The sequence below is a fragment of the Actinomyces israelii genome (assembly GCF_030253495.1).
GTDB lineage: Bacteria > Actinomycetota > Actinomycetes > Actinomycetales > Actinomycetaceae > Actinomyces > Actinomyces israelii.
Genome location: NZ_CP124548.1, coordinates 421,157 through 447,374 on the forward strand (window position 1 = coordinate 421,157; position 26,218 = coordinate 447,374).

The 26,218-nt window shown below is 73.8% G+C and carries 18 protein-coding genes and 1 pseudogene; 13 read left to right on the forward strand and 6 right to left on the reverse strand.

Annotation, left to right across the window (positions count from 1 at the left end; genetic code table 11):
• Positions 1-623: 623 nt before the first annotated feature.
• Positions 624-1,535 (reverse strand): HAD family hydrolase, encoded by a 912-nt coding sequence (locus AIF0345_RS01650; protein ID WP_285296928.1) that lies wholly within the window; start codon positions 1,533-1,535, stop codon positions 624-626.
• A gap of 966 nt (positions 1,536-2,501) precedes the next feature.
• On the opposite strand from AIF0345_RS01650, the gene AIF0345_RS01655 reads away from it, so the two are divergent.
• The 3 genes from AIF0345_RS01655 to AIF0345_RS01665 all read left to right on the forward strand — a co-directional run bounded on the left by AIF0345_RS01655 (position 2,502) and on the right by AIF0345_RS01665 (position 6,417).
• A complete protein-coding gene (locus AIF0345_RS01655; protein WP_285296929.1) occupies positions 2,502-3,899 on the forward strand; it encodes a cellulose synthase operon protein YhjQ/BcsQ in 1,398 nt (465 codons plus the stop codon).
• Positions 3,900-4,012: 113 nt separating this feature from the next.
• A complete protein-coding gene (locus tag AIF0345_RS01660; RefSeq protein ID WP_285297872.1) occupies positions 4,013-5,209 on the forward strand; it encodes a TadA family conjugal transfer-associated ATPase in 1,197 nt (398 codons plus the stop codon).
• On the forward strand, positions 5,209-6,417 hold the full coding sequence (locus tag AIF0345_RS01665; RefSeq protein WP_285297873.1) for a hypothetical protein: 1,209 nt from the start codon (positions 5,209-5,211) through the stop codon (positions 6,415-6,417). The genes AIF0345_RS01660 and AIF0345_RS01665 overlap by 1 nt, the downstream gene beginning before the upstream one ends.
• Positions 6,418-7,398: 981 nt before the next feature.
• Here AIF0345_RS01665 and AIF0345_RS01670 read toward each other — a convergent pair.
• Positions 7,399-8,880 carry an MFS transporter gene (locus AIF0345_RS01670; protein ID WP_285296930.1) on the reverse strand — a complete coding sequence of 494 codons (1,482 nt, stop codon included), beginning with the start codon at positions 8,878-8,880 and terminating at the stop codon, positions 7,399-7,401.
• Positions 8,881-9,129: 249 nt separating this feature from the next.
• Between AIF0345_RS01670 and AIF0345_RS01675 the strand changes: the two genes are divergently transcribed.
• Positions 9,130-9,642: a PH domain-containing protein gene (locus tag AIF0345_RS01675; protein ID WP_285296931.1), complete on the forward strand. Its 513-nt coding sequence runs from the start codon at positions 9,130-9,132 to the stop codon at positions 9,640-9,642.
• A gap of 51 nt (positions 9,643-9,693) precedes the next feature.
• Here the strand turns inward: AIF0345_RS01675 and AIF0345_RS01680 are convergent, their stop codons facing one another.
• Complete coding sequence (locus AIF0345_RS01680) at positions 9,694-10,224, reverse strand: carboxymuconolactone decarboxylase family protein (protein WP_268917520.1); 531 nt, start codon at positions 10,222-10,224, stop codon at positions 9,694-9,696.
• A gap of 110 nt (positions 10,225-10,334) precedes the next feature.
• Positions 10,335-10,916 (reverse strand): peroxiredoxin, encoded by a 582-nt coding sequence (locus AIF0345_RS01685; protein ID WP_285296932.1) that lies wholly within the window; start codon positions 10,914-10,916, stop codon positions 10,335-10,337.
• 387 nt (positions 10,917-11,303) lie between these two features.
• Here AIF0345_RS01685 and AIF0345_RS01690 point away from each other — a divergent pair.
• The 3 genes and pseudogenes from AIF0345_RS01690 to AIF0345_RS01700 form a co-directional block, all read left to right on the forward strand.
• Positions 11,304-11,663: pseudogene (locus tag AIF0345_RS01690) on the forward strand (LLM class flavin-dependent oxidoreductase); the annotation flags it as partial.
• Positions 11,664-11,701: 38 nt separating this feature from the next.
• Positions 11,702-13,366: a class I SAM-dependent methyltransferase gene (locus tag AIF0345_RS01695; protein WP_268917521.1), complete on the forward strand. Its 1,665-nt coding sequence runs from the start codon at positions 11,702-11,704 to the stop codon at positions 13,364-13,366.
• A 209-nt stretch (positions 13,367-13,575) separates the two neighbouring features.
• The gene (locus tag AIF0345_RS01700; protein ID WP_268917522.1) at positions 13,576-14,529 is read left to right on the forward strand and encodes a phosphatase PAP2 family protein; all 954 of its coding nucleotides are present in this window, start codon (positions 13,576-13,578) and stop codon (positions 14,527-14,529) included.
• Positions 14,530-14,616: 87 nt separating this feature from the next.
• Here AIF0345_RS01700 and AIF0345_RS01705 read toward each other — a convergent pair whose 3' ends face one another.
• Together AIF0345_RS01705 and AIF0345_RS01710 are read right to left on the reverse strand one after the other, a co-directional pair.
• Positions 14,617-16,386, reverse strand: coding sequence for a sensor histidine kinase (locus tag AIF0345_RS01705; RefSeq protein WP_268917558.1), 1,770 nt, complete (start codon positions 16,384-16,386; stop codon positions 14,617-14,619).
• A 108-nt stretch (positions 16,387-16,494) separates the two neighbouring features.
• Complete coding sequence (locus AIF0345_RS01710) at positions 16,495-17,238, reverse strand: response regulator transcription factor (RefSeq protein WP_043562348.1); 744 nt, start codon at positions 17,236-17,238, stop codon at positions 16,495-16,497.
• 276 nt (positions 17,239-17,514) lie between these two features.
• Here AIF0345_RS01710 and AIF0345_RS01715 point away from each other — a divergent pair, with 276 nt between their 5' ends.
• The 6 genes from AIF0345_RS01715 to AIF0345_RS01740 all read left to right on the forward strand — a co-directional run bounded on the left by AIF0345_RS01715 (position 17,515) and on the right by AIF0345_RS01740 (position 25,983).
• Positions 17,515-18,900, forward strand: a complete 1,386-nt coding sequence (locus AIF0345_RS01715; RefSeq protein ID WP_285296933.1) for a PAS domain-containing protein — start codon at positions 17,515-17,517, stop codon at positions 18,898-18,900.
• A 30-nt stretch (positions 18,901-18,930) separates the two neighbouring features.
• On the forward strand, positions 18,931-20,250 hold the full coding sequence (locus tag AIF0345_RS01720; RefSeq protein ID WP_285296934.1) for a diguanylate cyclase: 1,320 nt from the start codon (positions 18,931-18,933) through the stop codon (positions 20,248-20,250).
• A 219-nt stretch (positions 20,251-20,469) separates the two neighbouring features.
• Positions 20,470-23,463 carry a type I DNA topoisomerase gene (gene topA, locus AIF0345_RS01725; protein WP_285296935.1) on the forward strand — a complete coding sequence of 998 codons (2,994 nt, stop codon included), beginning with the start codon at positions 20,470-20,472 and terminating at the stop codon, positions 23,461-23,463.
• A 180-nt stretch (positions 23,464-23,643) separates the two neighbouring features.
• Complete coding sequence (locus tag AIF0345_RS01730; protein ID WP_268917526.1) at positions 23,644-24,234, forward strand: hypothetical protein; 591 nt, start codon at positions 23,644-23,646, stop codon at positions 24,232-24,234.
• 28 nt (positions 24,235-24,262) lie between these two features.
• On the forward strand, positions 24,263-25,006 hold the full coding sequence (locus AIF0345_RS01735) for a response regulator transcription factor (protein WP_285296936.1): 744 nt from the start codon (positions 24,263-24,265) through the stop codon (positions 25,004-25,006).
• Positions 25,003-25,983: a sensor histidine kinase gene (locus AIF0345_RS01740; protein ID WP_268917528.1), complete on the forward strand. Its 981-nt coding sequence runs from the start codon at positions 25,003-25,005 to the stop codon at positions 25,981-25,983. Before AIF0345_RS01735 ends, AIF0345_RS01740 begins: the two co-directional genes overlap by 4 nt.
• Positions 25,984-26,218: the final 235 nt, after the last annotated feature.

Sequence of the window (26,218 nt, forward strand, 5' to 3'; positions counted from 1 at the left end):
TCGGTGCGGACCGGGTTTCACGGCTCTTGTAACAGGACCTTGATCTACGACCGCGAGAGGGCGGCGCGCTCAATGTCAGCGTCAGTTCGTCGTGTTCCAGAGCCCTTCGAGCGGGCGAGTCGCACGCAGTGAGCGGCGCCCGCTCTGAGTGACTGATTTCGAGGCGAGGCGGGTTCCGCCCGGTCCTCGCGCGAGCTGAGGTACGACCGCGCCGGTCGGACAGGGACGAGCACCCGGGCTTGGTCTTTTAGATGGTTGCTTCCGGGGCCTGCGGCTTCTTCTCGTCGGGATCGGTTCGAGGCGTCTGCCTGGCGCTCCGCTGCGGGCTGCGGTACTTCAAAAAGGTGGCTCCCACGCACTTTTAGCACCGATCCTCGCCCCTCCCTCGCCGCAGAACCGCGGAATCACGCCGATCCCCGCTGCGCCCGAGACCGATGAGCACCTTAAAAGTGCGTGGGAGCCACCTTTTTCTGGTCGACGCCTGGACTGTCGGGGATCCTTGAGAGTCCCGGAGGGTTGGTGGAGGTCCGGCAGAGGGCCCGCTGAGCCCCCTTGAACCGGTCTCGGCGAAGAGGGTGACAGGGGTCGAGGGGCGGCGGGCGCAGCGTCCGGACGTCCGACATCTAGCGAGGGCGGCGAGCCCGGCGCACCGCCGTCGCTGCGCCGACGACGACAATGGCCGCCGCGAGTCCGGTGAGCCCGGCTGCGCCCCAGAGGAGCCGCGAGCCGTCGGGCAGGCTCGGGCGGGGCATGCGGATCCGCACGCGCACCCGTACCGGCCGTTCGAAGTCCCGCACCGGCCAGCCCTGTGCGGCGGCCAGGCGCCGTAGGTCGCGGTCGGGGTTGACGGCGACCGGGTGGCCGACAGCCTCGAGCATGGGGCGGTCGGAGATGGAGTCGGAGTACGCCCAGGAGCGGGCGAGGTCGATGCGGTGCGCGCTCGCGTCGGCGACCAGGGCGTCAACCTTCGCGCCGTGCAGGAGACTGTGCTCGATCCGGCCGGTGAAGCGGCCCTCGGTGTCGACCTCCATGCGGGTGGCGATGGCGCGGTCCGCCCCGACGAGCGCGGCGATCGGCTCGACCATCTCGGCCGAGGACGCCGAGACCACGACGACGTCGTGACCGGCTCGATGGTGGGCCGCGATGAGGTCCAGGGCCTCGGCGTAGACGGCAGGCTCGATCACGGTAGCCAGGGCGTCGCGCACGACGGCCTGCATGTCCGCCCGCTCGACGCCCGCGGACATGAGTGCGAGGCGCTCCATGAGGCGGCCGGTCTGGTTCTCGTTGGCGCCCACCAGGAGGTAGGGAAGCTGGGCGATGACACCGCGCGCCAGGGCGGCGGTCGAGATCAGGCCGCTGCGTCGCATGGGGGAGCCCAGGGCGAGCGTGGTCGAGGTCGCCAGGATGGTCTTGTCGAGGTCGAAGTAGGCGCAGGTGCGTGCGGGGGAGCCGCCGGGGGGCGGGGCGGCCGGCGGGGTTGGCGCGGCCGGCGGGGCGCTGCCGTCAGTGGCGCCGGGGCTCCTGGGGGTCGTCACGGTCGCTCACCTCCCGCTCCTCGCTGTGACAGGTGCCACAAGGATACTCGACTGTGCGAGGCGGTGCGAGGATGTGCTGCTCCGGGGCGCTCAGCCGGCGGCTGGAGCGCTCGGGCGGCGAGGCGGCAGGTGCTGTGGACGCGGGAAGCCCCGGCGAAGCACAATAACGGGGAGTCACTCGGCGACCACCGGATGGCTCCTCAGAATCGACTGGGATGTTGACTCAACGACCCGTCAGGGCGTTGATCAGAGCTGCAAGGGCCCAGATCGACGGTGGAAGCATCTCCAACGCAGTCCGCCAGATCTGGGCCTTTTGCGAGCCCGTCATCCCCGTGCGTGCCTTCTTCCCCTTCTTACGGGGGCGACGCTTCCGGTTCTTCGACGACGTGCCCAGCCTCACCCTCTCTCGGTGCACTCCCCGGCAGAGCTGATGCTGTGTTGACCCGGGGTGCGCTGTGGAGGCAGGACCAGTATGCCGCAAGACACAGGACGGGCGCGGCGGGTTGTCTGGACACTCGGCCGGACGACTTAGCGTCCTCCAGGCGCGGTGGGGAGTCGGTATGACTCCGCGGTTTGGCGGTGCGGGTAGGGCGGTACGAGGAGCCGAAGGCGCGTGGGGCCATCGCTGTCCGAGACGCGGAGACGCCCGGCGTGCCCGGCGTGCGTCGGGCCGGCGCCTCGAACCGATCTCGGCGCGGAAGTGAACCGATCTCGGCGAAAGATAACGGGCACGAGGGCCGGACAGAACCGGCGCCAGCGGAGGCGGGCTTCACAGGCGCCGTCGCGCATCCGTTTTCCACAGGGCTCAAGACGGTTGGATGCGGCACTGCGGTGTCATGGCCCACCCTGGAGACGCAGAGGCGGGGCGCCTGCGCCCCGCGCGGGCGGGGGATGCCCCGGTCTCCGCACCGTCCGCTCTGTGCTCTTCTGCCTTCTTCCGCCCCTTCCTCGCCCCAAGGAGCTGCCGTGTCCGACTCGACCACACCTTCGGCCCTCCCGGACGCGCCGGGCCCCCGGTTCGCGGCGGATGCGTCGCGCCCGGCGCAGTCCCCCGCATCTCGGTGCGCCGTGCCCGCTGCGTCCACAGCGCCCGTCGCCGACGAGGCGCCGCCGACGCCCGACGTCCGTGTCCTCGTTCTCACGCCTTGGGCAGTTCCCGCCGCTCGGGCGGGCACCGCCACTCGGGCCGATGCTGTCGTTCAGGCCGAGGCCGCTGCCCCTGCCTCGGCCGACGCCGCCGTTCCCGTCGTCCTGGCGGACCTCCCCGACCAGGCCGCCGAGGCCGACGCCGTCGCCCTTGTCGCACCGGACGACCCGGCGTGCCCCGCCGCGCTCCCGCCGGGCGCGTCTCCGCCCGATCTCCTGTCGGAGGCGCTGTCCGACGCCCTGTCCGAGCCCCGGACCGAGGAGGTCCTCGCCCTCGTGCGCGCCTGCACCGGCGGCGACCCGGTGCTGTGCCCCGTGAGCGACCTGACCGACGTCGTCGACAAACTCACGGAGACCGCCGCCGCCGTCCTCCTCCTGGGCGCCGCCGACGTGCTCGCCGACGCCCCCGTCGAGGACCTGGGCAGAAGCCGCCTGAACACTCTTGCCCTGGAGGAGCTCGCGGCGCCCGACGGCCCCGACCGCCTCGTCGCCGCCCTGCTGAGCGCCCAGCACCCGCCGCGCGCCCGCGTCGTCGCGCTCACCGGGGCCCGCGGCGGACTGGGCACCAGCACCTTCCTGCTCCACCTCGCGCGCGCCTGCACCGTCGCCGGCGCCCGGGTGGCGCTGCTGGACGCAGACCCGGCGGGTGGCCTCGGCCTGCTCATCGGTGACGACGTCGTCCCCGGCCTGCGCTGGGGCGACCTGCCCGCCGAGGAGGCCGCCTTCCGCCCCGACCGCCTGGTCCCCGCCCTGCCCACCTGGCTCGGCATGCCCGTCCTGACCGGAGACGGGCGCGGCGGGGCCTCCAGCCCGGCGTGCGTCGGCCCCGCCCTGGAGGCGCTGCGCGCCTACCACGACCTCGTCCTGGTCGACCTGCCCCGCGGCGCCGAGGTCCCGTCCGGCTGCCTCGTCCTGCTCGTGACCGGCTTGGACCTGCGCTCGGCCGTCGCCGCCGAGGCTCTGGCCGCCCGCGCCCGGCCGGCCGAGGGCGGGTCGGTGGCGCTGGCCGTGCGCCTGGTCGGGGAGGACGTCACCGCCGACGACCTCACGGTCATGGCCAGGGCGCCGGTGGTCGCCAGGATTCCTCACGACCGGGCCGTCGCTCAGCGGGTGGCGCGAGGCGACGACCCGACCCGGGGCCGCGGCGGCGCCCGCCGCGCGGCCCGTGCCGTGGCGGCGGAGCTCGTCGGGCTCGTCGGGACGGAGCGGCCGTGGTGAGCCCGCGGCAGGGCCCAGGCCCCGCCGGGCGGGACAGAGACGGCGCCGGGGGCGCAGCGGGTGCCGGAGGTGCGGCAGGCTCTGGGAGCACCACTGGAGACGAGCTCGCCACCGTGCGCGGGGCGCTGGCCCGCGGCGTCAGCCTGGAGCGCGCTCTGGGCCGGGCCGCCGCGCCCACCACCGGCGCCGGCGGCCTGGCCCGCCTGAGCCGCCGCGTGCGCGCCGACGTCGAGGGCGCGGGCCCCGTGCTCCAGCCGCTGCTGGAGACCGACGGCGTCACCGACGTCCTCGTCGGGGCGGGGCGCACCTGGATCGACCGCGGCCGCGGCCTGGAGAGCATCGACGCCGCCGCCCTGCCGGAAGAGCGGGCGCGTGCGCTCGCGGTGCGTATGGCCGCCTCCTGCGGGCGCCGGTTGGACGATGCCAGCCCTGTGGTGGACGCGACCCTGCCCGACGGCACCCGCCTCAACGCGGTCCTGCCGCCCCTGTCCGCCGACGGCACGCTCATCTGCCTGCGCACTAAGCGGCGTCGTGCCTTCACCCTGGACGAGCTCGTCGAGGCCGGGACGGTCGCGCTCGGCCTGGACGCGGTGCTGGCCGAGCTCGTTGGGGCGCGGGCCTCCTGCCTGATCACCGGGGCGACCGGCACCGGCAAGACGACCCTCCTGGCGGCCCTCCTCGGCCTGGTCAGCACCGCCGAGCGCATTGTGTGCATCGAGGAGGCCGCCGAGCTGCGCCCCGACCACCCCCATGTCGTCCACCTCCAGGAGCGTGGCGACAACGTCCAGGGCGTCGGGGCGGTGCCCATGACCGCGCTCGTGCGCACGGCGCTGCGCATGCGGCCCGACCGCATTGTCCTGGGGGAGTGCCGCGGCCCCGAGGTGCGCGACGTGCTCACCGCACTCAATACCGGGCACGAGGGCGGCTGGGCGACCCTGCACGCCAACTCCCCGGCCGACGTCCCCGCCCGCCTGACGGCGCTGGGGGCTCTGGCTGGGCTCGATGAGGCCGCGGTCGCCGCCCAGGCCGTCAGCGCCCTGGACGCCGTCGTCCACCTGCGGCGCACTGACGGCGCGGCGGGCGGCGGGCCGAACGGCCCGTCTGGTGGAGCCGGCGGCGCCCCGTCCGGCACACGCCGCTATGTGGCCGGGATCGGCATGCTGCGCCGGGGCGTGCGGGGGCGGCTCGTGTGCGACGATGCGCTCCAGGTCTCCCTTGACGGCGCCGTGAGCGCCGGGCCGGCCGCCGACCGGCTGGGCGAGCGCATCGGGGGCGGGCCGGTCGCGGCGGCGCTGAGGAGCGGGGCGTGATGGATCTCGGCGTGATCGCCGTCGGGCTGCTGGTGGCGCTGGCGGCCGCCGTCGTCGCACTGCCGGCTCGTCGGGGTCGCCCCGCCGGCATGGGCGCCCATCACGCCGGTGCCATGGCCGCTCCGGGGCTGGGCGGCGGACCCCCGGCGCGGCCCCGGGAGGACTTCGACGTCGGCCTGCTCCTGACCGAGGTCGCCACCCTGCTGCGCGCCGGGGCGACGCCGCAGCGAGCCTGGTCCCGGGCTCTGGCGCGCGGAGGCGTGCTCGAGGGGGCGGAGCCGGGCGACGACGGCGTCCCGCCCGCCCTCCTGGGGCTCGGCCGGGCTGCTCCCGAGCAGTGGCGGCCGGTGCGGTCGGACGGCCGGTGGGCGTGGCGCCCGCCGCTGCCGGGACCGGGGCGCCGGGCCGTCCGGGAGCGGCAGCGGGCCGCCGCGGCTGCAGCGCCCGGGGCGGTGGCGGCATGCAGGCTCACCGCCGTGCTCGGCGCGCCGCTGGCCGAGGTCCTGGAGGCGGTCGCCGGCGGGGTCGCCGAGTCCGGGCACGCCGAGTCCTCGCGTCGCACCGCGCTGTCGGGGCCGCGGTCCACGGCCAGGATGCTGGCCGCGCTGCCGCCGGTCGGGCTGCTGCTGGGGGCGGCCGTGGGGGCCCGGCCCGAGGAGGTGCTGCTCGACGGTGGCCTGGGCAGCGCGCTGGGGCTTCTCGGCGTCGGCCTCATGGTCGCGGGGCACCGGGTGACGGCGCGGATGGTCGCGGCGGCGACGGCGAGCAGGAGCCGGGTGGACGAGGCGCTCGTACTCGACCTGGCCTCCGCCGCACTGGCCTGCGGGGCGTCCCTGCCCGGGACGCTTCAGGCCCTCGGGAAGGCGCTGGAGGAGGACGAGCTGGCGGTGGTGGGCCGGGCGCTGCTGCTGGGCGCCGACTGGGACGAGGCCTGGGAGGCCCCCGACGACGAGGCGTGGCGGCAGCGGCGCACGCGGCTGGAGGGGTGCCTGCGTCCTGGCTGGGAGGACGGGGCCTCTCCCGTGGCGCTGCTGGCGGGGACGGCCGCCTCCTTGCGCGCCGGCAGGCGGGCGGCCGACGAGGAGGCGGCCGAGAGGCTGGCGGTGCGGCTGGTGCTCCCGCTGGGGCTGTGCCACCTGCCCGCCTTCATTGTGCTCGGGATCGTGCCGGTGGTGGCGAGCGTCGGACTGGACCTGCTGCACGGGTGACTCGCCGAGATCGGTCGGGTGGCTCGGGTTTGGGGGGTTGTGCGCGGGGCCGTGGGTGAAGGGGACGGGCGATCGCGTTGGTGGCTGCTTGTCAGTGGTCTGCCGGCCCGGAGCAGTGGTGAGTCGGGTGGGAGGGTGCCGCGGGGGCATTCCACCGTCCAGGGGTGAGGAGGGGCTGGGCGGCGGGTCGGCTGAGGTCCGGGGGCTGGGCGTCTGGCTGCGCGGCGCCGGGAGTGGCGGGGCGGGATGTCTGAGAAAGGGCGGCGGCGTGCTTGGCGAAGGGGTGCAGAAGCGACTCGGAAGGTAGAAGACCGTTGGCCGCCAGGAACGCGGCCGCCCGGCCCGTGCTGGTGCGCCGGCGGGGCCGGAGTACCCGGGGGTCCGGCCACCATGAGCCGGCGGGCCGGGTGCCGGCGACCACGATCACAAGGACGCAGACTGACTCCTTGCGGCCAGGGCCGGGGCTGCGACGCCTCCGTATCCGCACCCGGGAAGGACTGGGCTGTGCGACCGGGGCGACCGAGCGCGCCATCGCTTGCTACGCTCCTTTGTTCCTTTCTGTACGGCTAAGAGGAGCGTAGTAAGGCACGAAGGAGCGTAGTAAGCGATATCCCTGCGGCGGTCATGGATCAGCGGGAGGTGGTGGATGTGGTCAGCCCGGGGCGTCATGGAGGTCCTCCTCATCAGGTGCGGGGCCGGCCCCGTGGCGGCCTGCGGTCCCGGAGGGGCCTTCGCGAAGGCCACCGGGACGACGGCGCCCCGGCGGCCTCCTTGAACCGATCTCGACGAAGAGGGACGCGCCGAGGGCAGTGCGGGGCGACGGCGGCGCTCCGGCGGGCTGCGCTCGGGCGCGGCACCCGGGCGCCCCGGGAGACTGGTGCCCCGCGCGCCTCCGGCTCCTCGCGCCGCCCGGCCCGCACAGCGATACCGGGGAATCGCGCAGTTCCTCGCACCCGATTCCAACGACTTCCGCAGCAGGACCTACGCGCCCGAGCCGGTGAAGAGGGCGTCGAGCCGGCGACGCGTCCCCCGCGCCCACGCGCTCGTCGAGACCACGCCCAGGGCCACGACCACCAGCCCGAGAACCGCGGCGAGCCAGAACACGGGGTGGCTCGCCGCGATGAGGCGGGCGTCGTCGGCGCCTGTGACCAGGCCGGCCACCGCCACGCCGAGGGCCACCCCCACCTGGCGCGAGGCCGAGGCGATCCCCGAGGCCGCACCCGCCTGCGACAGCGGCAGCCCCGCCACCGCCGTCGTCGTAATGGGCGGGTTGACGAAGCCGAGCCCGACCCCCAGCACCATGAAGGCGGCGATGAGGTACCAGGCCGGGGTCCCGCTGCGAATCAGCGCCAGCAAGATGCCGGTCACCGCGATCGCCGCGCCGCCGATGACCAGGGACGGCCGGGTGCCGCGGCGGCCCACCAGCCGCCCCGACGTCGGCGAGCTGAGCGCCAGCACCGCCGCCATCGGCAGGATGAGCGCTCCCGTCGTGAGCGCCGAGTAGCCGAAGGGCCCCTGCAGCAGCAGCGAGATGAGGAAGAGGAATCCGCCTTGGACGGTGAAGACCGCCACCGCGATGAGTACCGAGGAGCTGAAGGCGGCCGAGCGGAAGAAGCGCAGGTCGATCAGCGGCTCCGCGACCCGCTGCTCCACGGCGATGAAGAGCACCAGGGCCACTGCGGCGAGCGCGGCCGCCGCGAGCACGGGCGCGGAGGACCAGCCGCTGTCCGGGCCCTCGATGAGGGCGCCGACCGTCCCCGCCAGGAGCACCATCATGAGCAGCTGGCCGGCCGGGTCGAACCGGCGGGGGTGCGCGGCGCGGGACTCCGGGACGAACAGCGCCGTTCCCGCGAGCGCGGCCAGGCACACCGGGACGCTCAGCCAGAAGTTCGCCTCCCACCCGAAGGCGTCGGTCAGCAGCCCGCCGATGAGCGGCCCGAGCCCGAGCGACAGGCCCGTGACCGCGCCCCAGACGCCGATCGCGGCGGCCCGCCTCGCCGGGTCGGTGTAGGTCGCCGAGATGATCGACAGGGCGACCGGCGTCAGCAGCGCCCCGCCCACGGCCTGCAGGCCGCGGCCCGCAATGAGCCAGGTGATCGTGGGCGCCAGGGCGCACAGGGCCGAGGTCGCGGCGAACAGGGCCAGGCCCGTCATGAAGGCCCGCTTGCGCCCGAGGCGGTCGGCCATCGAGCCGCTGACCATCAGGAGGGCGGCGATCATGAGGGTGTAGGCGTCCACCACCCACTGCAGCTGGGTCGTCGAGGCGCCCAGGTCCGCGCGGATGACCGGCAGGGCCACATTGATCAGGGCCGCGTTCATGGAAGAGATGAACAGCGCCGTGCAGCAGGTGACCAGGACGACGGCGGGGCGCACGGTCCGGCCCCTGACCGTGAGGGGCGCGCCGGGGGCGGGCTTCTGCGTGTCGGGCGCGCCGGCGGCGGGCGGGGTGCTGGGCGTGCTCATCGAGGCTCCTCATCCGTGGGGCGGTGGGTTCGACGGCGGCGCCCGTCACGCGTGAGCACCCGCAGCCGGACGCTACGCGTCGCTGCGGGTGCTCATGAGCAGTCTACGCCTGCTGCGCGCGGTGCGGCGGCCGGGCGCCCCGGACCGATCTCGGTGCGGAGACCTACCGATCTCGAGCCGGAGCTGACCGACCTCGGCGGCGCACCGCGAAGAGCCGTCAGCTCCGGCGAGTCATGGCACGATATGCCCATGGCTCTGTCGAAGAAGCTGCTCAGCCGCGACGAGGTCGTGGTGCGGCACATGCACACCCACATCAAGCTCCTCCTGTGGAGGATCATTCTCGAGGTCGTGCTGCTCGTGGCCGGCGTCGTCGGCTCGGTGCTGGCTCCGGCCTCGTGGTCCCCCTGGAGCCTGATCGGCATCTGGGCGGTGGTGCTGGTGGTGAGCGTGCCGCTGCTCATCGTGCCGTGGCTGCAGTGGTACACCCGCACCTACACGGTCACCACCAAGCGCATTATCACCCGCTCCGGCGTCCTCAAGCGGGTGGGCCACGACCTCCCGCTGACCCGGATCTCCGACATCCAGCTGGACAAGGATCTCACCGACCGCTTCTTCGGCTGCGGCACCCTCGCGCTGCAGACCTCGGCCGACGACCCGCTCCTCCTGCACGACGTGCCCCACGTGGAGGTGGTGCAGGTCGAGATCTCCAACCTGCTCTTCAACGACGTCCAGGGAGCCATCGACGCCGACCCCCGCAGCTGAACCGGCAGCAGGTGCGCGGGCCGATGCGCCCGGAAGGTCGATGTCCCGCCGTCACCCCAGGGTCTCGACGACGCCGATCGCCTGGGCGACGCCCTGGATGGTCGCGGCGATGCGCACGGCCTCCCACACCTGCTCGGTGGTCAGGCCCTCGGCGCGCGCAGTGGCGTCGTGGGAGGTGACGCACTTCTCGCAGCCGTTGATGGCGGACACCGTCAGGATCCACAGCTCGAAGTCGACCTTCTCGACCCCGCCGGCCGAGCCGATGATGTTCATGCGCAGGCCCACACGCTCGTTGTCGTAGTCGCCGCCCAGGAAGTGGCGGGTGCGGTAGGCGACGTTGTTCATTGCCGTGATCGCGGCGGCGCCGAGCGCGGCGGAGCGGGCCTGCTCGCTCAGGTGATCGCGGGCCTCCTCAGCGACCTGCACCAGGACGGACTCGTTGCGGGTGGCGGCGGCCGCGGCCAGGAAGGCGCCCCACTGCTGCTGCTCGGTCAGCGTGGTGGCGCGGGTGAGGCTGGACAGGTTCAGCGAGAGGTCCTTGGCCCAGTCGGGCAGGGCGGAGCGCAGGGTGGCGATGGTCATGCGTATTCCTTACGTGAGGTCGTGGGTGGTGGTCTGTCAATGGGCCCGACGGCGGTGCCGGCGGTGCCCGGGTCGTGCTCGGGGCCGTGGTGGGCGGGCCGGTGTCCGAGTCAGCCCTTCATCTCGGACAGGGCGTCGATGGTGGCGGCGCCGGCCTTCCAGTTGCAGGCGCACAGCTCGTCGGACTGGAGGGCGTCGAGCTGGCGCAGGACCTCCTCGGTGTTGCGGCCCACACTGCCGGCGTCCACGCAGACGAACTGGATGGTGTTGCTCGGGTCCACGAGGAAGGTGGCGCGGTCGCACACGCCGTCGCGGTTCAGGACGCCCAGGGCGCTCACGAGCTCGCGCTTGAGGTCGGCCGCCATGGGGAAGGGCAGGTCCTGGAGGGCCTCGTGGCTGCGGCGCCAGGCGTAGTGGGTGTACTCGTTGTCGGTGGAGACGCCCACCACCTCGCAGTCGCGGTCCTTGAACTCCTCGTACAGGTCGCCGAAGGCGGCGATCTCGGTGGGGCACACGAAGGTGAAGTCCTTGGGCCAGAAGAAGATCACGCGCCAGGTGCCCTCGGGCACGGCGGAGGAGACGGTGGTGAAGTAGTCCTCGGGCCTGTCCGCGGCGACGTCCTTGAGGTTGCCGGGGACGACGGCGGTGAGCTCGTAGTCGGGGAACTGGTCGCCAATGGTGAGAACGGGCATGTGTGCTGCCTCCTGAGGTGGTCGGTCGTCGGTCTGTGCGCATGCACCACGGTAGAACCAATAGGCGATAATTTCCAACAACCTATTCTTGATAGGTGCAGAAGAACAAGTTATGGCGCCGTCGTTCTCCCCACGCCTCGCGGCGCCGGCCGGCGCCAGTCCCTGTGGGGCGCGCGGCGGAGTGGCGGGGTCGTCGGCGTGTTGCCCCGTCGCCACGGCCGGTCACGGCGGCGCGCCCCTGCGCGCCCGGTCGGGCCCGCAGCCAGAACTCTCCGATCCGCGTCATCGAAGGCGCGCCCCTGCGCGCCCGGTCGGGCCCGACGGCCTCGTGCACGAGCCGCGCAAGCCTTGCGCGCCTGACGCGCACACGTTCTGAAGGAGACCCGCATGCGACTGAGCGTCCTCGAGCAGATCTCCCTCTTCGCGGGCCGGACGCCCCGCCGGGCCGTTGAGGACATTGAGGACACTGAGGACATTGAGGATACGGTCCGCCTGGCCCGCGGCCTGGAGGACAGCGGCTACCACCGCTTCTGGCTGGCCGAGCGCCACAGCACCAGCGCCTTCGCCTCCAGCGCCCCCGGCCTGCTCATCATGCACATGCTGGACGCGACCGACCGCATCCGCGCGGGCTCCGGCGGCATCATGGCGATGCGCCACGGCTCGCTGCAGGTCGCCGAGCGCCTCGCCACCCTGACGACCCTCTTCCCCGGACGCGTGGACCTGGGGCTGGGCCGCGCGCCCGGCGGGCTGAGCCGGCGCGGGCGCCGCACCGCTACGGTCATCCCATGAGCGCACCGTCCCCGCCCTCGCCCCCGCCGCCCGTCGCCACGGCGGAGCAGGCCTGCGCCCTGCGCGAGGACCTGACGGCCGGCGGCTGGGGCGTGGAGTCCACCCGGCGCCTCCTGGGGCCGGTCGCCGACGACGCCCTGCGCCGTGAGATCCGCCTGCCCGCCCTGCGCGCCGTCCGCGCGGCCCTGGCCGACAGCCGCGCCACCGGCGCCGCCCCGTCCCCGGTCGCGGTGCTCACCGCCCTGTTCATGCTCGGCGAGCCCGTCGGGGCCGACGAGCTCGACGCCGCCCTGCCGCGCACTGGCGCCGGTGGCGCGCTGGCCATGGGCCTCGTCCGCCCCGCCGGGGCCGGTGGGCCCGACGCCGCGGCCCCGTCGTCGTGCCCCGGGCCATGCCCCGCCGTCGTGCGCGCCGCCGTCGACCTGCGCCCCCACGAGGCGGTTGACGACACCGGCGACGTGCGCTGGTGGATCGCCTCCGACCTCGGCGAGCTCACCACCGGCCGCGAGCTCGCCCCCGACCACGTCCTGGGCATCGGCGGAGCGGGCCTGACCCTGGCGGGCCTGACCCCGCGCGCCCCCGTCGCCGCCGCCCTGGACCTGGGCTGCGGCTGCGGCATCCAGACCCTCTACCTCCTGCGCCACGCCGACCGCGTCACCGCCACCGACATCTCCGCGCGCGCCCTGGCCTTCACCGCCTTCAACACCGCCCTGGCCGGCACCGGCCCCGACCGCCTGGAGCTGGTCCGCGGCTCCCTCCTGGAGCCCCTGGCCGGCCGCGACTTCGACCTGATCGCCGCCAACCCGCCCTTCGTCCTGACCCCGCCCGCCGTGCGCGAGGCCGGCCTGCCGCTCATGGAGTACCGCGACGCCGGCACCCCGGTGCTGCCCGCCCTCGTGCCCGCCGTCGGCGAGCACCTGCGCCCCGGCGGCACCGCCGTCATGCTCGGCAACTGGGAGCACCACCGCGGGCATGACTGGCGCGAGCGCGTGCGCGCCTGGCTGCCGGACGACCTCGACGCCTGGGTCGTCCAGCGCGAGCGGCAGGACCCGGTGGAGTACGCCGCCATGTGGCTGCGCGACGGCGGCACCGCCCCCGAGCGCGACGAGGCCGCCTTCAACGCCCGGCTCGGCGCCTGGATTGACGACTTCGCCGCCCGCGGCATCGAGGCGGTCGGCCTGGGCTACCTCATCGTGCACCGCCCCGGCCCCGACGACGGCGGACGCGAGCCCTGGCGAGTGCTGGAGGAGGTGGGCGCCGCCCCCTCCGGGCCGCTGGGGGAGCACGTGGCGCAGGTCATCGCCGCGCGCAGCCGCCTGGCGGCCATGAGCGACGACGACGTGGCCGCGCTGCATCCCGTCGTCGCCCCCGACGTCACCCAGGAGCGCCACCTGCGCCCCGGCGCGAGCGACCCGACCGTCATCCTCATCCGCCAGGGCGGCGGCCTGGGCCGCACGGTGCGGGCCGACACCGCGCTCGCGGCGCTGGTGGACGTCGCCGACGGCGAGCTCAGCGTGGCCCAGATCGCGGGCGCGGTGGCCGCACTCACAGGGCAGACGGGCCTGACGGGGCCGGCGGGCGCCGAGGCCGAGGCGCTGCGGGCCGACCTCGTGGCGGCGACACGCGCGCTCGCGGGCGACGGCTTCCTTACGCTTCGATAACGTTTTCCTGATATTTCTCTGACCTCGCGGTCGGTGCCCGCTGCGGGCGGCCGCGGCGCGGAATCAGCGCCCGCTCCCCGGACCGGGCGCGCTCGCGCCGGCGACCGCGCGACCGGGCGGGCCGCCGAGGGAACCGTGTGGTGGACGTCGTACCCGGGGGAGTGAGATAGCGCGCCGACACACCCAGGATCGGCTCCTACGATCTGCCGGTGACCTTCTTCCGCCCGCTCGCGCACAGCCCTGCCAGGCGACTGCGCCTGCGCGGGGCGCTGCTCGCGGTGGTCTGCCTGGGGATGATCCTCGGCCTGTGGGGCGTCTTCGTCCTGTCCCGCAGGGGCCAGGAGCTGGAGGCGGCCGCGCTGAAGGGGTCCGAGATCGGCGCGCACTACATCAGCGCCCTGGCCCACACCGTGCTCTCGGTGGTCTCCATCCAGGCCGCGGCGGCGCTGGTCGGCATCATTCTGCTCATCGGCCTGCTGCGCAGGAGCCATCGGCGGGCGGTGTGGGCCGTCATCGCCGTGGTGGGGTCGAACCTGTCCGCCCAGGCCCTGAAGTACTCGATCCTGTGGCGGCCGGACTACAACATCTCCGCGCGCTGGGACAACGCCAACACCCTGCCCTCGGGCCACACGACCATGGCGACCTCGGCCGCCGTCGCCCTCATCCTGCTGTCGGGCAGGAGGTGGCGGGCGCTGTCTGCCTGGGCGGGGGCGCTGTTCGCCATCGCCATGGGCTACTCCACCCTCGTGTGTCAGTGGCACCGCCCCTCCGACGTGATGACCGCCGTCCTCCTGCCCGTGGCCTGGGGCGCTCTGGCGGTGGCCGGGGGAGTGTGGGACTCGACCTTCTACGGCGCCCCGCAGGGAAGGGCCGGGGACGCCGGGGAGAGCTCCGACGACGCCGCGCGCCGCCCACCGCCGCTGCCGCGCCTGCGGGCCCAGAAGACCGGCAACACCCTGCTCGCGGTGCTCGGCGCGCTCAGCACGCTGGCGGCGGTCCTCCTGGGCGTCTGGGTCTGGATGAGGATCGATGCGCTGGCGACCCGCCGCGTGCTCTTCGCCTCCTACGCCACCGGGTCGGCCGCCGTCGTGGGAATCACCTGCCTGGCGATGGCGGCCCTGGTGGACCTGACCGACTGGGGGACGGCGCGGCACAGGCTCTGACGCAGGGCCGGGCCGCGCGCAGCCGTCGCGGATGCTGTGCGAACCGATCTCGGCGCGGAGCTCGACCGATCTCGGCGGCCGGCGGTTCTACGCGGCGTCGTCGCCGGCGGCGGGCAGCGTCACCGTGAAGGTCGTCCCGTGCGGCGCGCCCTCGGGGGAGCCCTCGGGAGCCTGCCGGGAGTCCACGGTGAGCGTGCCGCCGTGGGACTGGACGATCGCCAGCGCGATGCTCATGCCCAGGCCCGTCGACCCGGTGCGCCGCTCCCGCGAGGCGTCCCCGCGGGCGAAGCGCTCGAACATCCTGTCGCGCACCTCCGGGTCGATGCCCGGGCCGTCGTCGGCGACCGTGATGACGAGCTCTCCGGGACCGCGGGCGGCCCCGGGTCCGGCGTCCCCGGCTCCGCGGGCCTCCGCCCGGTCGACCGGCTCGCCGGTCCCCGCCTCGGGGGCGTCGGGTCCGGACGGTGCGCCCCGCGGGCCGGAGCCGGCGCCGTCGGGGCCGCCCCCGACCGGGCGGCGCGTCAGGGTCACGCTCACCCGCGAGCCCGCCGGCGTGTGGACGCGGGCGTTGGCCAGGAGGTTGACCATGACCTGGCGCAGGCGCGCCTCGTCGCCCAGCACCAGCGGCGGCTCGGGCTCGAAGTCCTCGCGCTCGTCCTCGCTCAGGTCCGCGGGCGGGTCGAGGACGGCCAGGCTGAGGTCCCAGACGTGGTCGGGGCCCGCGGCGTGGGCGTCGGAGACGGTGTCCAGCAGGATGCCGACCAGGTCCACCTCGTCGCGGCGCAGCTCGCGCCCGGCGTCGAGGCGCGCCAGGAGCAGCAGGTCCTCCACGAGCCGGCTCATGCGCAGCGACTCGGAGTGCACCCGGTCCAGGGCGTGCACGGCCTCCTCGGGCAGGGCGGCGTCGGCCCCCTCCCGGGCGATGAGCTCGGTGTAGCCGCGGATCGAGGCCAGCGGGGTGCGCAGCTCGTGGGAGGCGTCGGCCACGAACTGGCGCACCTGGGTCTCGCTGCGCTGCCGCGCCGCCAGGGCCTCCTCGACGTGGCCGAGCAGGGTGTTGAGCGCCGCGCCGACCTGGCCGACCTCCAGGGAGGAGGCCAGGTCCGCCTCGGGCACGCGCTCGTCGATGCTGACCTCGCCGCGCGCCAGGGGCTGGGAGGCGACGCGCTCGGCCGTGCACGCGACCCGCTTCAGGGGAGCCAGGGCGGAGCGCACCATGACGCTGCCTGCCAGCGCCACAATGAGGGTGCCGGCGACGGCGATGGCCCCCTCGATGAGGAGCTGGGCGCGCACGAGCGCGTTGTCTACCTTCATGGACAGGCCCGTGATGACGATGTCGCCGGTCTTGGTGTCCTTGGTCACCAGCACCCGGTAGTAGCCCAGGGAACCGATGTCGACGGTGACCGGCCGCCCGGTGACCTCCAGGGACAGCAGCGCCTGGCACTCGGCCTGGGTCAGGCCCTGGTAGTGGCCGTCGTCGTCGATGTACCCGGCCGTCACGGTTGAGGAGGTCGATGCCGAGCCCTGGGCGTCCTGGCTGTCGCGCGCACCGGAGGCGATGAGGGTCAGCGTGCCGGCGGGCTGCCCGGCGGCGTCCAGGCCCGCGGGGATCGGCCTGGCGTCCCCGGGCGCCTTGCCGGGGCCCGGGGTCTCGCAGGCGCCGGGCTGCGGGGAGGCGGAGGCGGACGACGACGGGGCGGGGGCCACTGCGTCCCCGCTGAGGTCGGACTCGTCGTGCTCCGTGCCGTGGCGGCGCATCTCGGCGCGGTGGGAGGCCGCCGTGAGCTGGTCGTCGAGCCGGTTCATGAGCGTGTGGCGCAGCGTGAGCGTGGAGAACGCGCCCATGGCGGCCGCCATGAGGAGCACGAGCCCGAGGACGCCGACGACGAGGCTGGTGCGCAGGCTGCGCGGGCGCAGCCCGGAGGCGGAGGAGTACTGGGCGTTCACGATCCGGCCCCGGCGGCCTCAGCCCTGCGACCGGCCAGGGTCGGCGGGCTTGAGCACGTAGCCGACGCCGCGCATGGTGTGGATCATCGGCTCGCGGCCCTTGTCGATCTTGCGGCGCAGGTAGGAGATGTAGAGCTCGACGATGTTGGCCTGACCGCCGAAGTCGTAGTTCCACACCCGGTCCAGGATCTGGGGCTTGGACAGGACCCGCCGGGGGTTGCGCATGAGGTAGCGCAGCAGCTCGAACTCGGTGGCGGTCAGGTGGATCTCGTCCTCGCCGCGCCAGACCTCGTGGGAGTCCTCGTTCATGCGCAGGTCCCCGACCTCCAGCAGCTCGTCGCGCTGCTCGGCGCTCGCGCCGGAGCGGCGCAGGAGGGCGCGCAGCCGGGCGACGACCTCCTCCAGGGAGAAGGGCTTGGTGACGTAGTCGTCGCCGCCCGCGGTCAGCCCGGCGACGCGGTCCTCCACCGCGTCCTTGGCCGTGAGGAACAGGACGGGCACGTTCGACTGGCGGCCGTGGATGCGGCGCATGACCTCCAGGCCGTCGAAGTCGGGCAGCATAATGTCCAGGACGACGACGTCGGGCTCGATCTCCCGGGCGGCGCGCACGGCGGCGACGCCGGTGCCCGCGGTGGTCACCTCCCAGCCCTCGTAGCGCAGGGCCGAGGCCAGCAGGTCGGCCAGCATCTGCTCGTCGTCGACGACGAGGACGCGCACGGGTGAGCCGTCGGGGCGGGTGAGGGTCTCAGAGGAGGTGCTCATAGGAACATCCAACAAGAGTTTCCTGTGCCGCGACTGTGCGTCGCGGCCGTCGTCGCGGCCGTGTTCCGGGACTGGGCCGGGGCGCGGCGGGAGAATGTGACGGGCGCCCCGCCTGTGGTAGGACAATGGTGCGTCCACGGGTGTGATATGTGCCGCTTATAGGCCATTTCGGGACCACGTTACATTTTTGTAACCATCGAGGGTTGGGTGTCAGCGCGGCGCCTGAGGCAGGCTTACCGGTGAATATATTTCCCCTTCTACCTTACCGGGACACTCGTGGAAACCATCCAGGGCAATGAGCGCCTCTTCGGCGCCGAGGACGTCTTCTTCTCGACGACCGACCTCAAGGGCGTCATCCGCAACGCGAACCAGACCTTCCTCACACTCGCGCGCCATCCGCGCGAGGAGATGATTGGTGCGCCGCACAACATTATCCGCCATGACGACATGCCGGCCGGCGTCTTCAAGCTCATGTGGGACGACATCCAGGCCGGGCGGCCCGTGTGCGCCTACGTGCTCAACCGCGCCGGCGACGGGCGCGACTACTGGGTCTTCGCCACGGTGACGGCCATCGAGGACGGGTACGTCTCGGTGCGCACCAAGCCCCTCGATGACGGCACGTTCGCCGCGGTCCGCGAGGTCTACGGCCGCGTGCGCGCGATCGAGCGCGAGGCGGCCGAGCAGGGCGTCCCGCGCCGCCAGGTGGCCGAGAAGGGGGCCGAGGTCCTGCTGGCCGAGCTCGCCGCCCTCGGGTTCCCCTCGCTGTCGGCCTTCAGCGTCGCCTCCCTGCCCACCGAGGCCGTCCTCCTCATCGACGAGGGGGTGCGCGTTCCGGTCCGCCACGGGATGGAGGGCCCAGCCGCCACGATCCTGGGCGGCGCCCGCGACATCGAGCGCGACAGCGACACGCTCGTCGGGCAGATGGGCGGCTACCGCTCCCTGCTGGACGGCCTGGGCGCCTGGATGGAGGAGGCGCCCGCGATCATCGAGCGGGCGCGCCGTACCGGCGAGCTCGTCTCCATGTTCGACAGCCAGGACCCCGAGTCCTCGGTGCCCGCCGTGGCGGCGCGAGTGGCGGAGCGCACCGCTCACGCCGTCGAGCAGCTCACGGGTCTGACCGAGACCGTCTCCTCGCTGTACCGGGCCGTCCAGGAGCTGAGCTTCCGCGCCTCCCTGATGCGTCTGCACACCCTGGTGCTCGGCTCCTACGCCGCTGCCGTGGTCGATGGCACGGAGGAGGACGTCCCGGCCGCGATGACCGAGCTCCACCGCGCGCTGGCCGCCGACCTGGCGGCCGTCGGCGCGGCCTGCGCCGATCTCGGCGCCCGGCGCGACGGGCTCGACGGCGCCATGCGCCTGGTCGTCTCCGACCTCGACCGCACGAGGCGCCCCTTCGGCCGCTGGCTGCGCGCGCTGCAGGGGGAGTACGCCTCCCTGCGCGAGGGCAAGGAGGGCGACGTCCTGGCGCTGCTGGGGGAGGCCGAGCGCCTGTCGGACGCGGGCTTTCCCGAGATGTCCTCGCTGGCGGCGCTCGCGGCCCGCTGCCGAGGCCTGGACCTCTCTTACAATGCGGATGCGATGGATGGTGCTAGCATGTCGGTATCTAGCGCGATCGCCGAGCTCGGTATGAGAGCCGCCTCTATCCCCGGAGGCGTGTGCTGACGCGCCCCGAGCATTCAGGAGAGAGCAGACGTGGAGTCTCAGGTCGGATACGAGAGGTTCTTCGAACCAGACGACATCTTCTTTTCGACGACCGATCCCAAGGGCGTCATTCTGCGGACCAACCGCACCTTCGACACCCTGTCGCGGTACACGCGCGAGCGGCTCATCAGCGCGCCCCACAACATCATCCGGCACCTGGACATGCCCGCGGGCGTCTTCAGGCTCATGTGGGACGACCTCCAGGCCGACAAGCCGGTGTGCGCCTACGTGGTCAACCGTGCGGCGGACGGCCTGGACTACCGCGTCTTCGCCACCATCGTGCCGATCGACGGCGGGTACCTCTCGGTGCGCACCAAGCCGCTCGACACCGTCACGCAGCAGGCGGCCGAGCAGATCTACCGCACCGTGCGCTCCCGGGAGCGCACGGTCGCCGCGCGTGGCGCCTCACGGCGTCAGATCGGCGAGTACGGCGCCGGCGAGCTGACCCGCGAGCTGGGCGCCATCGGCATCGAGTCCCTGCACGCGATGACGCTGGCGCAGCTGCCCCGCGAGGTCTCCGACCTGGTCTCCGCGGGCGTGCGCGTGCCGGCGCCGCCGCCGGTGTCCGGCCCCGTGACCCAGATCCTGACGATCGTCGGCCACATCGAGAAGGACACCAACCTGCTCGTCTTCGAGCTGGAGGAGTACCTGCGGCTGCTGACCTCCCTGGCCAGCACCAAGGACGTCCTGCTCGACGTGGCCGACCGCACCGAGGCCTTCGGCGAGGTCGTGGGCGGCCGCGCGCTCAACATTATGGACAAGGCGGACGCCCTGGCCTCCCAGGTCATCGACCTGTCCCGCGCCACGGCGCCGGCGCTGCGCGCCCTGCCCGACCGCATGGACGCTCTGCGCCAGTCGGTGCTGGACCTGCGCTTCTCGGTGGCGCTCATGCGCCTGCTCACGCTCATGGTGGGGCGCTTCGCCCGCTCCGTCCTGGACGGCAGCGAGGAGGATCCCGCGGGATCGATCCGGGACCTGTGCGGGGCCCTCGAGGACGGCTTCTCCGGCCTCGGGCCGCTGTGCGCCGAGGTCGAGGAGGGCGTGGCCTCCCTCGACGCCGAGCTGGGCCGGATCACCCCGAGCCTGGACCGCATGGTGCGCCGACTCAGCCGCTGGGTGGACCGCTACAGCGGCCGGGGCGCCTCCGCCGCCGTCGCCCGGGCCACGGCCCTGGTCGAGCGCGGCACGCCCGAGGTGCGCGGCATGGCGGCGCTGGCCGCGGAGTGCCGCGGCCTGCACCTGCCCTTCGACGACGCCGTGATCCGCCGTCGTCTGCGGACGCTCCAGTCGGCCCTGGCTGAGATCGGCTGACAGATCGGCTGACACATCGGCCGATGGACCGGCGGGCCGGCGGGCGGCGTGTCGAGGCCGGTGTCGGGTGCCCGCGGGGGCCGGGGGACGAACCCGCGCCCTGCGGTGCCGGACGATGCGTTACAGTCGCCCGCAGGAGGCCGTCCGACGGTCTCAGGCATCTCCGGGCGGGCCCCGCGGTGGGGCGGGACCGTCGGAAGAAACGCGAGGAAGGCAGCCGTGTCCACCAAGCTTGTCATCGTCGAGTCCCCCAACAAGGTCCGTTCCATTGCCGCATACCTGGGCGACGACTTCGACGTCGAGGCCTCCGTAGGCCACATCCGCGACCTGGCCCAGCCCTCCGAGCTGCCGGCCGCTCAGAAGAAGGGCCCCTACGGCAAGTTCGCGGTCGACGTCGAGGACGGGTTCAAGCCCTACTACGTCATCAACCCCGACAAGAAGAAAACGGTCGCCCAGCTCCGCAAGGCGCTCAAGGGCGCCGACGAGCTCTACCTCGCCACCGACGACGACCGCGAGGGGGAGGCCATCGCCTGGCACCTCCTCCAGGTCCTCAAGCCCAAGGTGCCCGTGCGCCGCATGACCTTCACCGAGATCACCAAGGAGGCCGTCACCCGGGCGCTGGCCGGCACCCGGGACCTGGACATCCATCTGGTGGACGCCCAGGAGACCCGCCGCATCCTGGACCGGCTGGTCGGCTACGAGGTCAGCCCCGTGCTGTGGCGCAAGGTCCGCGCGGGCCTGTCCGCCGGCCGCGTCCAGTCGGTGGCCACGCGGCTGGTCGTCGAGCGCGAGCGGGAGCGCATGGCCTTCGTGCCGGCCGGCTACTGGGGCGTGGAGGCAGAGTTCTCAGCGTCCGCAGAGTCCGCAGAGTCCGCGGCGTCCGCGGGGCTGCCCGCCTCCTCCGAGGACGCCCGTGCCGGCGTCTTCACCGCTCGCCTGGCGACCCTTGACGGGCGCCGCGTGGCCACCGGCCGGGACTTCACTGACGCCGGGGCCCTGCGCCCCGCCGCGCTCAAGGCCGGCACCGTCCACCTGCACGAGGTCGGGGCCCGGGCGGTGGCCGACGCCGTCGGACGCGGCCGCCCGCACGTGGCGCAGGTCGAGGAGAAGCCCTACCGGCGTCGCCCGGCCGCCCCCTTCACCACCTCCACCCTCCAGCAGGAGGCCTCCCGCAAGCTGCGCATGAACCCGCGCGAGACCATGAGGGTGGCGCAGAGCCTGTACGAGAACGGCTTCATCACCTACATGCGAACCGACTCCACGGTCCTGTCCGGCCAGGCCGTGGCCGCGGCGCGCACCCAGGTCGCCGAGCTCTACGGGGCCGACTACGTGCCCGCTGCCCCGCGCGTCTACGCCACGAGGTCCAAGGGCGCCCAGGAGGCCCACGAGGCCATCCGCCCCGCCGGGGACCACTTCCGCACCCCGGCCCAGGTGGCGGACCGGCTCACCGGCTCCCAGTTCCGCCTCTACGAGCTCATCTGGAAGCGCACGGTCGCCTCCCAGATGGCCGACGCCGTCGGCTCGACCGCCACCGTGCACGTGGATGTGCCCCTGGCCCCCGCCGCCGGGGCGTCGCGGGACGCGGGCCCGGGCTTCGCCACGGCCGGCTTCACGGCCTCGGGCACCGTCATCACCTTCCGCGGGTTCCTCGCCGCCTACGAGGAGGGGCGCGACGCCGAGCGCTACGAGTCGGACTCCGAGGGCGGCAGGACCGGCGCCAGGGGGGGCAGGGACGTGCGCCTGCCGGCCATGAGCGCCGGCGATGAGCTCGCCGCCCTGTCCGCCGAGGCCTCCGGCCACGAGACCACCCCGCCGCCGCGCTACACCGAGGCCTCCCTGGTCAAGGCCCTGGAGGAGCGCGAGATCGGCCGTCCCTCCACCTACGCGGCGACCATGTCCACGATCTCGGACCGCGGCTACGTCGACCACCGCGGGCAGGCGCTCGTGCCGACCTGGCTCGCCTTCGCCGTCACCCGGCTGCTGGAGGAGAACTTCGCCGAGTTGGTCGACTACGACTTCACCGCCTCCATGGAGGCCGACCTCGACCGCATCGCCGCCGGGCGGGAGGACCGGGTCGACTGGCTCACCCGCTTCTACTTCGGGCAGGGCGCGCGGGCGAGCGCCGACGGCGACAGCGGTGAGCGGGGCGCCGGCGGGCCGGTCGGCGCCGGGCGGGGCGATGGTGCGCAGGCCGGCGCCGAGCAGGGCCTCAAGGGCCTGGTGGAGAACCTGGGCGAGATCGACGCCCGCGCCGTCAACTCCATCGAGATCGGCGAGGGCATCACCCTGCGGGTGGGCCGCTACGGCCCCTACCTGGAGGACGCCGAGGGCAAGCGGGCCAATGTGCCCGCCGACGTCGCCCCCGACGAGCTGACCGTGGCCAAGGCGCGCGAGCTGTTCGAGCGCGCCGCCGACGACGGCCGCGAGCTCGGCGTCGACCCGGCCACCGGGCACACGATCATCGCCAAGGACGGCCGCTACGGGCCCTACGTCACCGAGGTGCTCCCCGAGCCCGAGGAGGCGGCGTCGTCGTCGGACGGCGAGGCGGACAGGACCGACAAGCCGAAGCGGCGCGCTGCCAGGACTGCCAGGGCGAAGGGCCCCAAGCCCCGCACCGCGAGCCTGCTGAAGTCCATGAGCCTGTCCGCGGTGACCCTCGAGCAGGCCCTTGACCTGCTGAGCCTGCCGCGCGTGGTGGGCCAGGACGCCGAGGGCGTGGACATCACCGCCCAGAACGGGCGCTACGGCCCGTACCTGAAGAAGGGGACGGACTCGCGGTCCCTGGAGACCGAGGAACAGATCTTCACGGTGACCCTCGAGCAGGCCCTGGAGCTGTTCGCACAGCCCAAGCGGCGCCGCGGCCAGGCGGCTGCGCGCGGCCCGCTGCGCGAGCTCGGCACGGATCCGCAGTCCGGCCGGCCCGTGGTCATCAAGGACGGCCGCTTCGGGCCGTACTTCACCGACGGCGAGACCAATGTGACCCTGCGGCGCGGTGACGACCCGGACACGGTCACCCCCGAGCGCGCCTACGAGCTGCTCGCGGAGAAGCGCGCCAAGGGCCCCGCCAAGAGGCGTACGACCCGCAGGACCGCGGCCAGGAAGACCGCTCAGAAGACGGCCGGGAAGACGACGGCGACCCGCAAGGCGACCGCCAAGAAGACGACCACCCGCAAGAGGGCGGCGGCCTCCCCCTCCCAGACCGAGAGCTCCTGACGCCGAGATCGGTCGTATCCCGGCTCGAGATCGGTCCTACGACCGATCTCGATGCGGAAGTGAACCGATCTCGACGGGCGGCGTCGCAGACCTGCGACAACACGGCGACAGGGCCGGGCCACGCAATCGGTAGTGTGTGCTCCGCACAAACACCCCAGCTGATTCCCGAGAGGAACTCACATGCGTCTTCCCAAGACCGCTCTTGCCGGTACCGCCGCTCTGGCCCTGACCCTGTCCCTGGGGGCCTGCTCGCTGTCCGTCAACGGCTCCGACTCCGCCGGCACCACCTCCCCCGCGGCCTCCCAGGCCCCGCAGGCGGACGCCGGCTCCGGCGCCGCGGCCGGCACCGACGGCCCGACCGCCAAGGGCGCCACAGCCACCAGGGACTCCGAGGGCAAGGAGGACGCGGACGGCAAGAAGGACTCCGACGGCGACGACGAGAAGGCCCCCGTCACCGACCCGGCCTGGAAGGAGATTGTCGACACCGGCGAGCGCACGGAGGTCTCCGGCGCCTACTCCGTTGCGGACGCGGGCGCGACCCTCAACCTGGTGGGCGACCTCGAGACCCTGACCATCCAGGGCGCCGGCGCCAAGGTCGCCGCCGAGAACGTCGGCACCCTCATCGTCCAGGGCTCCAACGTCGTCGTCTATGCTCGCGACATCGACCACGTCCAGATCCAGGGCGCCGGCGTCACCGTCCACTGGCTCGGGGACGACCCCGACATCCAGGACCAGGGCGCCGACAACACCACCGGAAGGCTCACCCAGTGAACCCAGAAGGCTCCGCAGCGAGGCCCGTGTGACCCGGCCCGCCGCACCGCTCCCCCCGCCCGCCGCGCCGTCCGCCACGGTCCTGCTCGTCGACGACGAGGCCCCGATCCGCCGCTCCCTGGGCCCCTACCTGGAGCGCAGCGGCTACCGGGTCATGCCGGCGTCGGACGGCGCGGAGGCCCTGGAGCTCCTGGCCGCCTACGAGATCGACATCGTCGTCTCCGACGTCCTCATGCCGCGCATGGACGGGCGGGAGCTGGTGCGGCGGGTGCGGGCCGGCGGCGCCTGGACCCCCATCATCCTGCTCACCCAGGTCGATGCCTCCTACGAGCGGGTCTCCGCCCTGGACGACGGCGCCGACGACTACCTGTCCAAGCCCTTCGACCCCGCCGAGCTCGCCTCCCGCATCCGGGCGGTCCTGCGCCGCACCCGGGGGACCGGGCAGCCCCTGACCGCCGCGACCCGCCTCGTGTCCGGCGACCTCGTCCTGCACCGGCCGGCGCGCCGCGTCGAGCTCCGCGGCCGCGAGCTCTCCCTGACGCCGAAGGCCGTGACGCTCCTGGACTACCTCATGAGCCACCCCGGCGAGCTCCACACCCGCGACGCCCTTCTGTCGGCCCTGTGGGGCATCGACTTCGCCTCCTCCACGCGCGCCGTCGACCACCGCGTGCGGGAGATCCGCCGGGTCCTGGACGACGACGCCTCGGCCCCCGCCTACATCGAGACCGTCCCCTCCGTGGGGTACCGCTTCCGCGCCGAGGTCCACGCGTGAGACGGGACGGCGCGGACCGGTCGTCCTCGGAAGGGGGCCGGCCGGCCCGCCGCGCCCTGGCCGGGTGGGCCGTCGCCCTCGGGGCCGCGGTCGTGCTCACCGCGGTCAGCTGGCTGCTGTGGGGCGACCTGAGCCTGCGGGTGACGGCCTCGCCCGCGCTGGTGGTCGGCGAGATCCTGGCCGCCGCCCTCCTGGTCGCCCTGGCAGTGGCCGTCGGCCGGCGTCGTCGGGAGGCCGCGCTCCGGCGGGTGCGCCTCCAGGTCCAGGAGGAGGCGCGCATGCAGCACCGCCAGTTCCTGCGGCGCCTCGACCACGAGCTCAAGAACCCGCTGACGGCGGTGCGCGCCGCCGTCGCCGACGCCTCGCGGGGCGCGTCCCCCGCCATTGCCGTCAACCTCGAGGTCGTCGACGCGCAGTCCCGCAGGATGAGCCGGCTGCTGACCGACCTGCGCAAGCTCGCCGAGCTGGAGGCGGCGCCCCTCGCCCTGGAGGACGTCGACCTGGCCGAGACGGTCCAGGACGCCGTGACCGCCGTCATCGAGGAGGCCGCCGGGCGCGGGGTCGCCGTGCGCATCCGCCTCGACCTGCCGTCGGCCCCCTGGCCCCTGCCGCACGTGCGCGGCGACGGCGACCTCCTCTACTCGGCCGTCTACAACATCGTGTCCAACGCGGCCAAGTACACCCCCGCCGGCGGGGCGGTGGAGGTGCGCGGCCGCGAGGAGGGCGGCGCGGTGACGATCGAGGTCGCCGACACGGGCATCGGCGTGCCCGAGCGGGAGATGGGGCTCGTCTTCCGCGAGCTGGGCCGCGCCGGCAACGCCCGCGCCCTGCCCGGCTCCGGGCTGGGCCTGCCCCTGGTGCGCACGATCGCGCAGCGCCACGGCGGGAATGTGGGCATGGCCTCGCGCGAGGGCGTGGGCACACGCGTGTGGCTCGTGCTCCCGGTGGCGGGCCCTGGTCCCGCGAGAGTCGCCTGAGCCCGACGATGACGCCCTGCTCAGCGGGCGGCGCTGCACCCGGCGGCCACACCAGTCTGTCGCGTGATCGCGACAGGCGGATGGCATGAACTGCCGAGGGTTTTGGACTGTGGTTGATTGTGCTGTGCTGGGCGGCTTTGTTATTGCTTGTCAGTCTGTGTTCGACATCGCCGGGTGCCCGGGCGTCAGCGTGGAGGCGTGTTTGGCTTGTGTACCAGGCTCTATCCAGGAGGCA

Coding starts and splice junctions, on each gene's coding strand:
- AIF0345_RS01685 (WP_285296932.1), bottom strand. CDS start 10,916: ATGCCCGTTCTCACCATTGGCGACCAGTTCCCCGACTACGAGCTCACC.
- AIF0345_RS01670 (WP_285296930.1), bottom strand. CDS start 8,880: ATGAGCACGCCCAGCACCCCGCCCGCCGCCGGCGCGCCCGACACGCAG.
- AIF0345_RS01675 (WP_285296931.1), top strand. CDS start 9,130: ATGGCTCTGTCGAAGAAGCTGCTCAGCCGCGACGAGGTCGTGGTGCGG.
- AIF0345_RS01695 (WP_268917521.1), top strand. CDS start 11,702: ATGAGCGCACCGTCCCCGCCCTCGCCCCCGCCGCCCGTCGCCACGGCG.
- AIF0345_RS01705 (WP_268917558.1), bottom strand. CDS start 16,386: ATGGCGGCCGCCATGGGCGCGTTCTCCACGCTCACGCTGCGCCACACG.
- AIF0345_RS01710 (WP_043562348.1), bottom strand. CDS start 17,238: ATGAGCACCTCCTCTGAGACCCTCACCCGCCCCGACGGCTCACCCGTG.
- AIF0345_RS01680 (WP_268917520.1), bottom strand. CDS start 10,224: ATGACCATCGCCACCCTGCGCTCCGCCCTGCCCGACTGGGCCAAGGAC.
- AIF0345_RS01730 (WP_268917526.1), top strand. CDS start 23,644: ATGCGTCTTCCCAAGACCGCTCTTGCCGGTACCGCCGCTCTGGCCCTG.
- AIF0345_RS01665 (WP_285297873.1), top strand. CDS start 5,209: ATGGATCTCGGCGTGATCGCCGTCGGGCTGCTGGTGGCGCTGGCGGCC.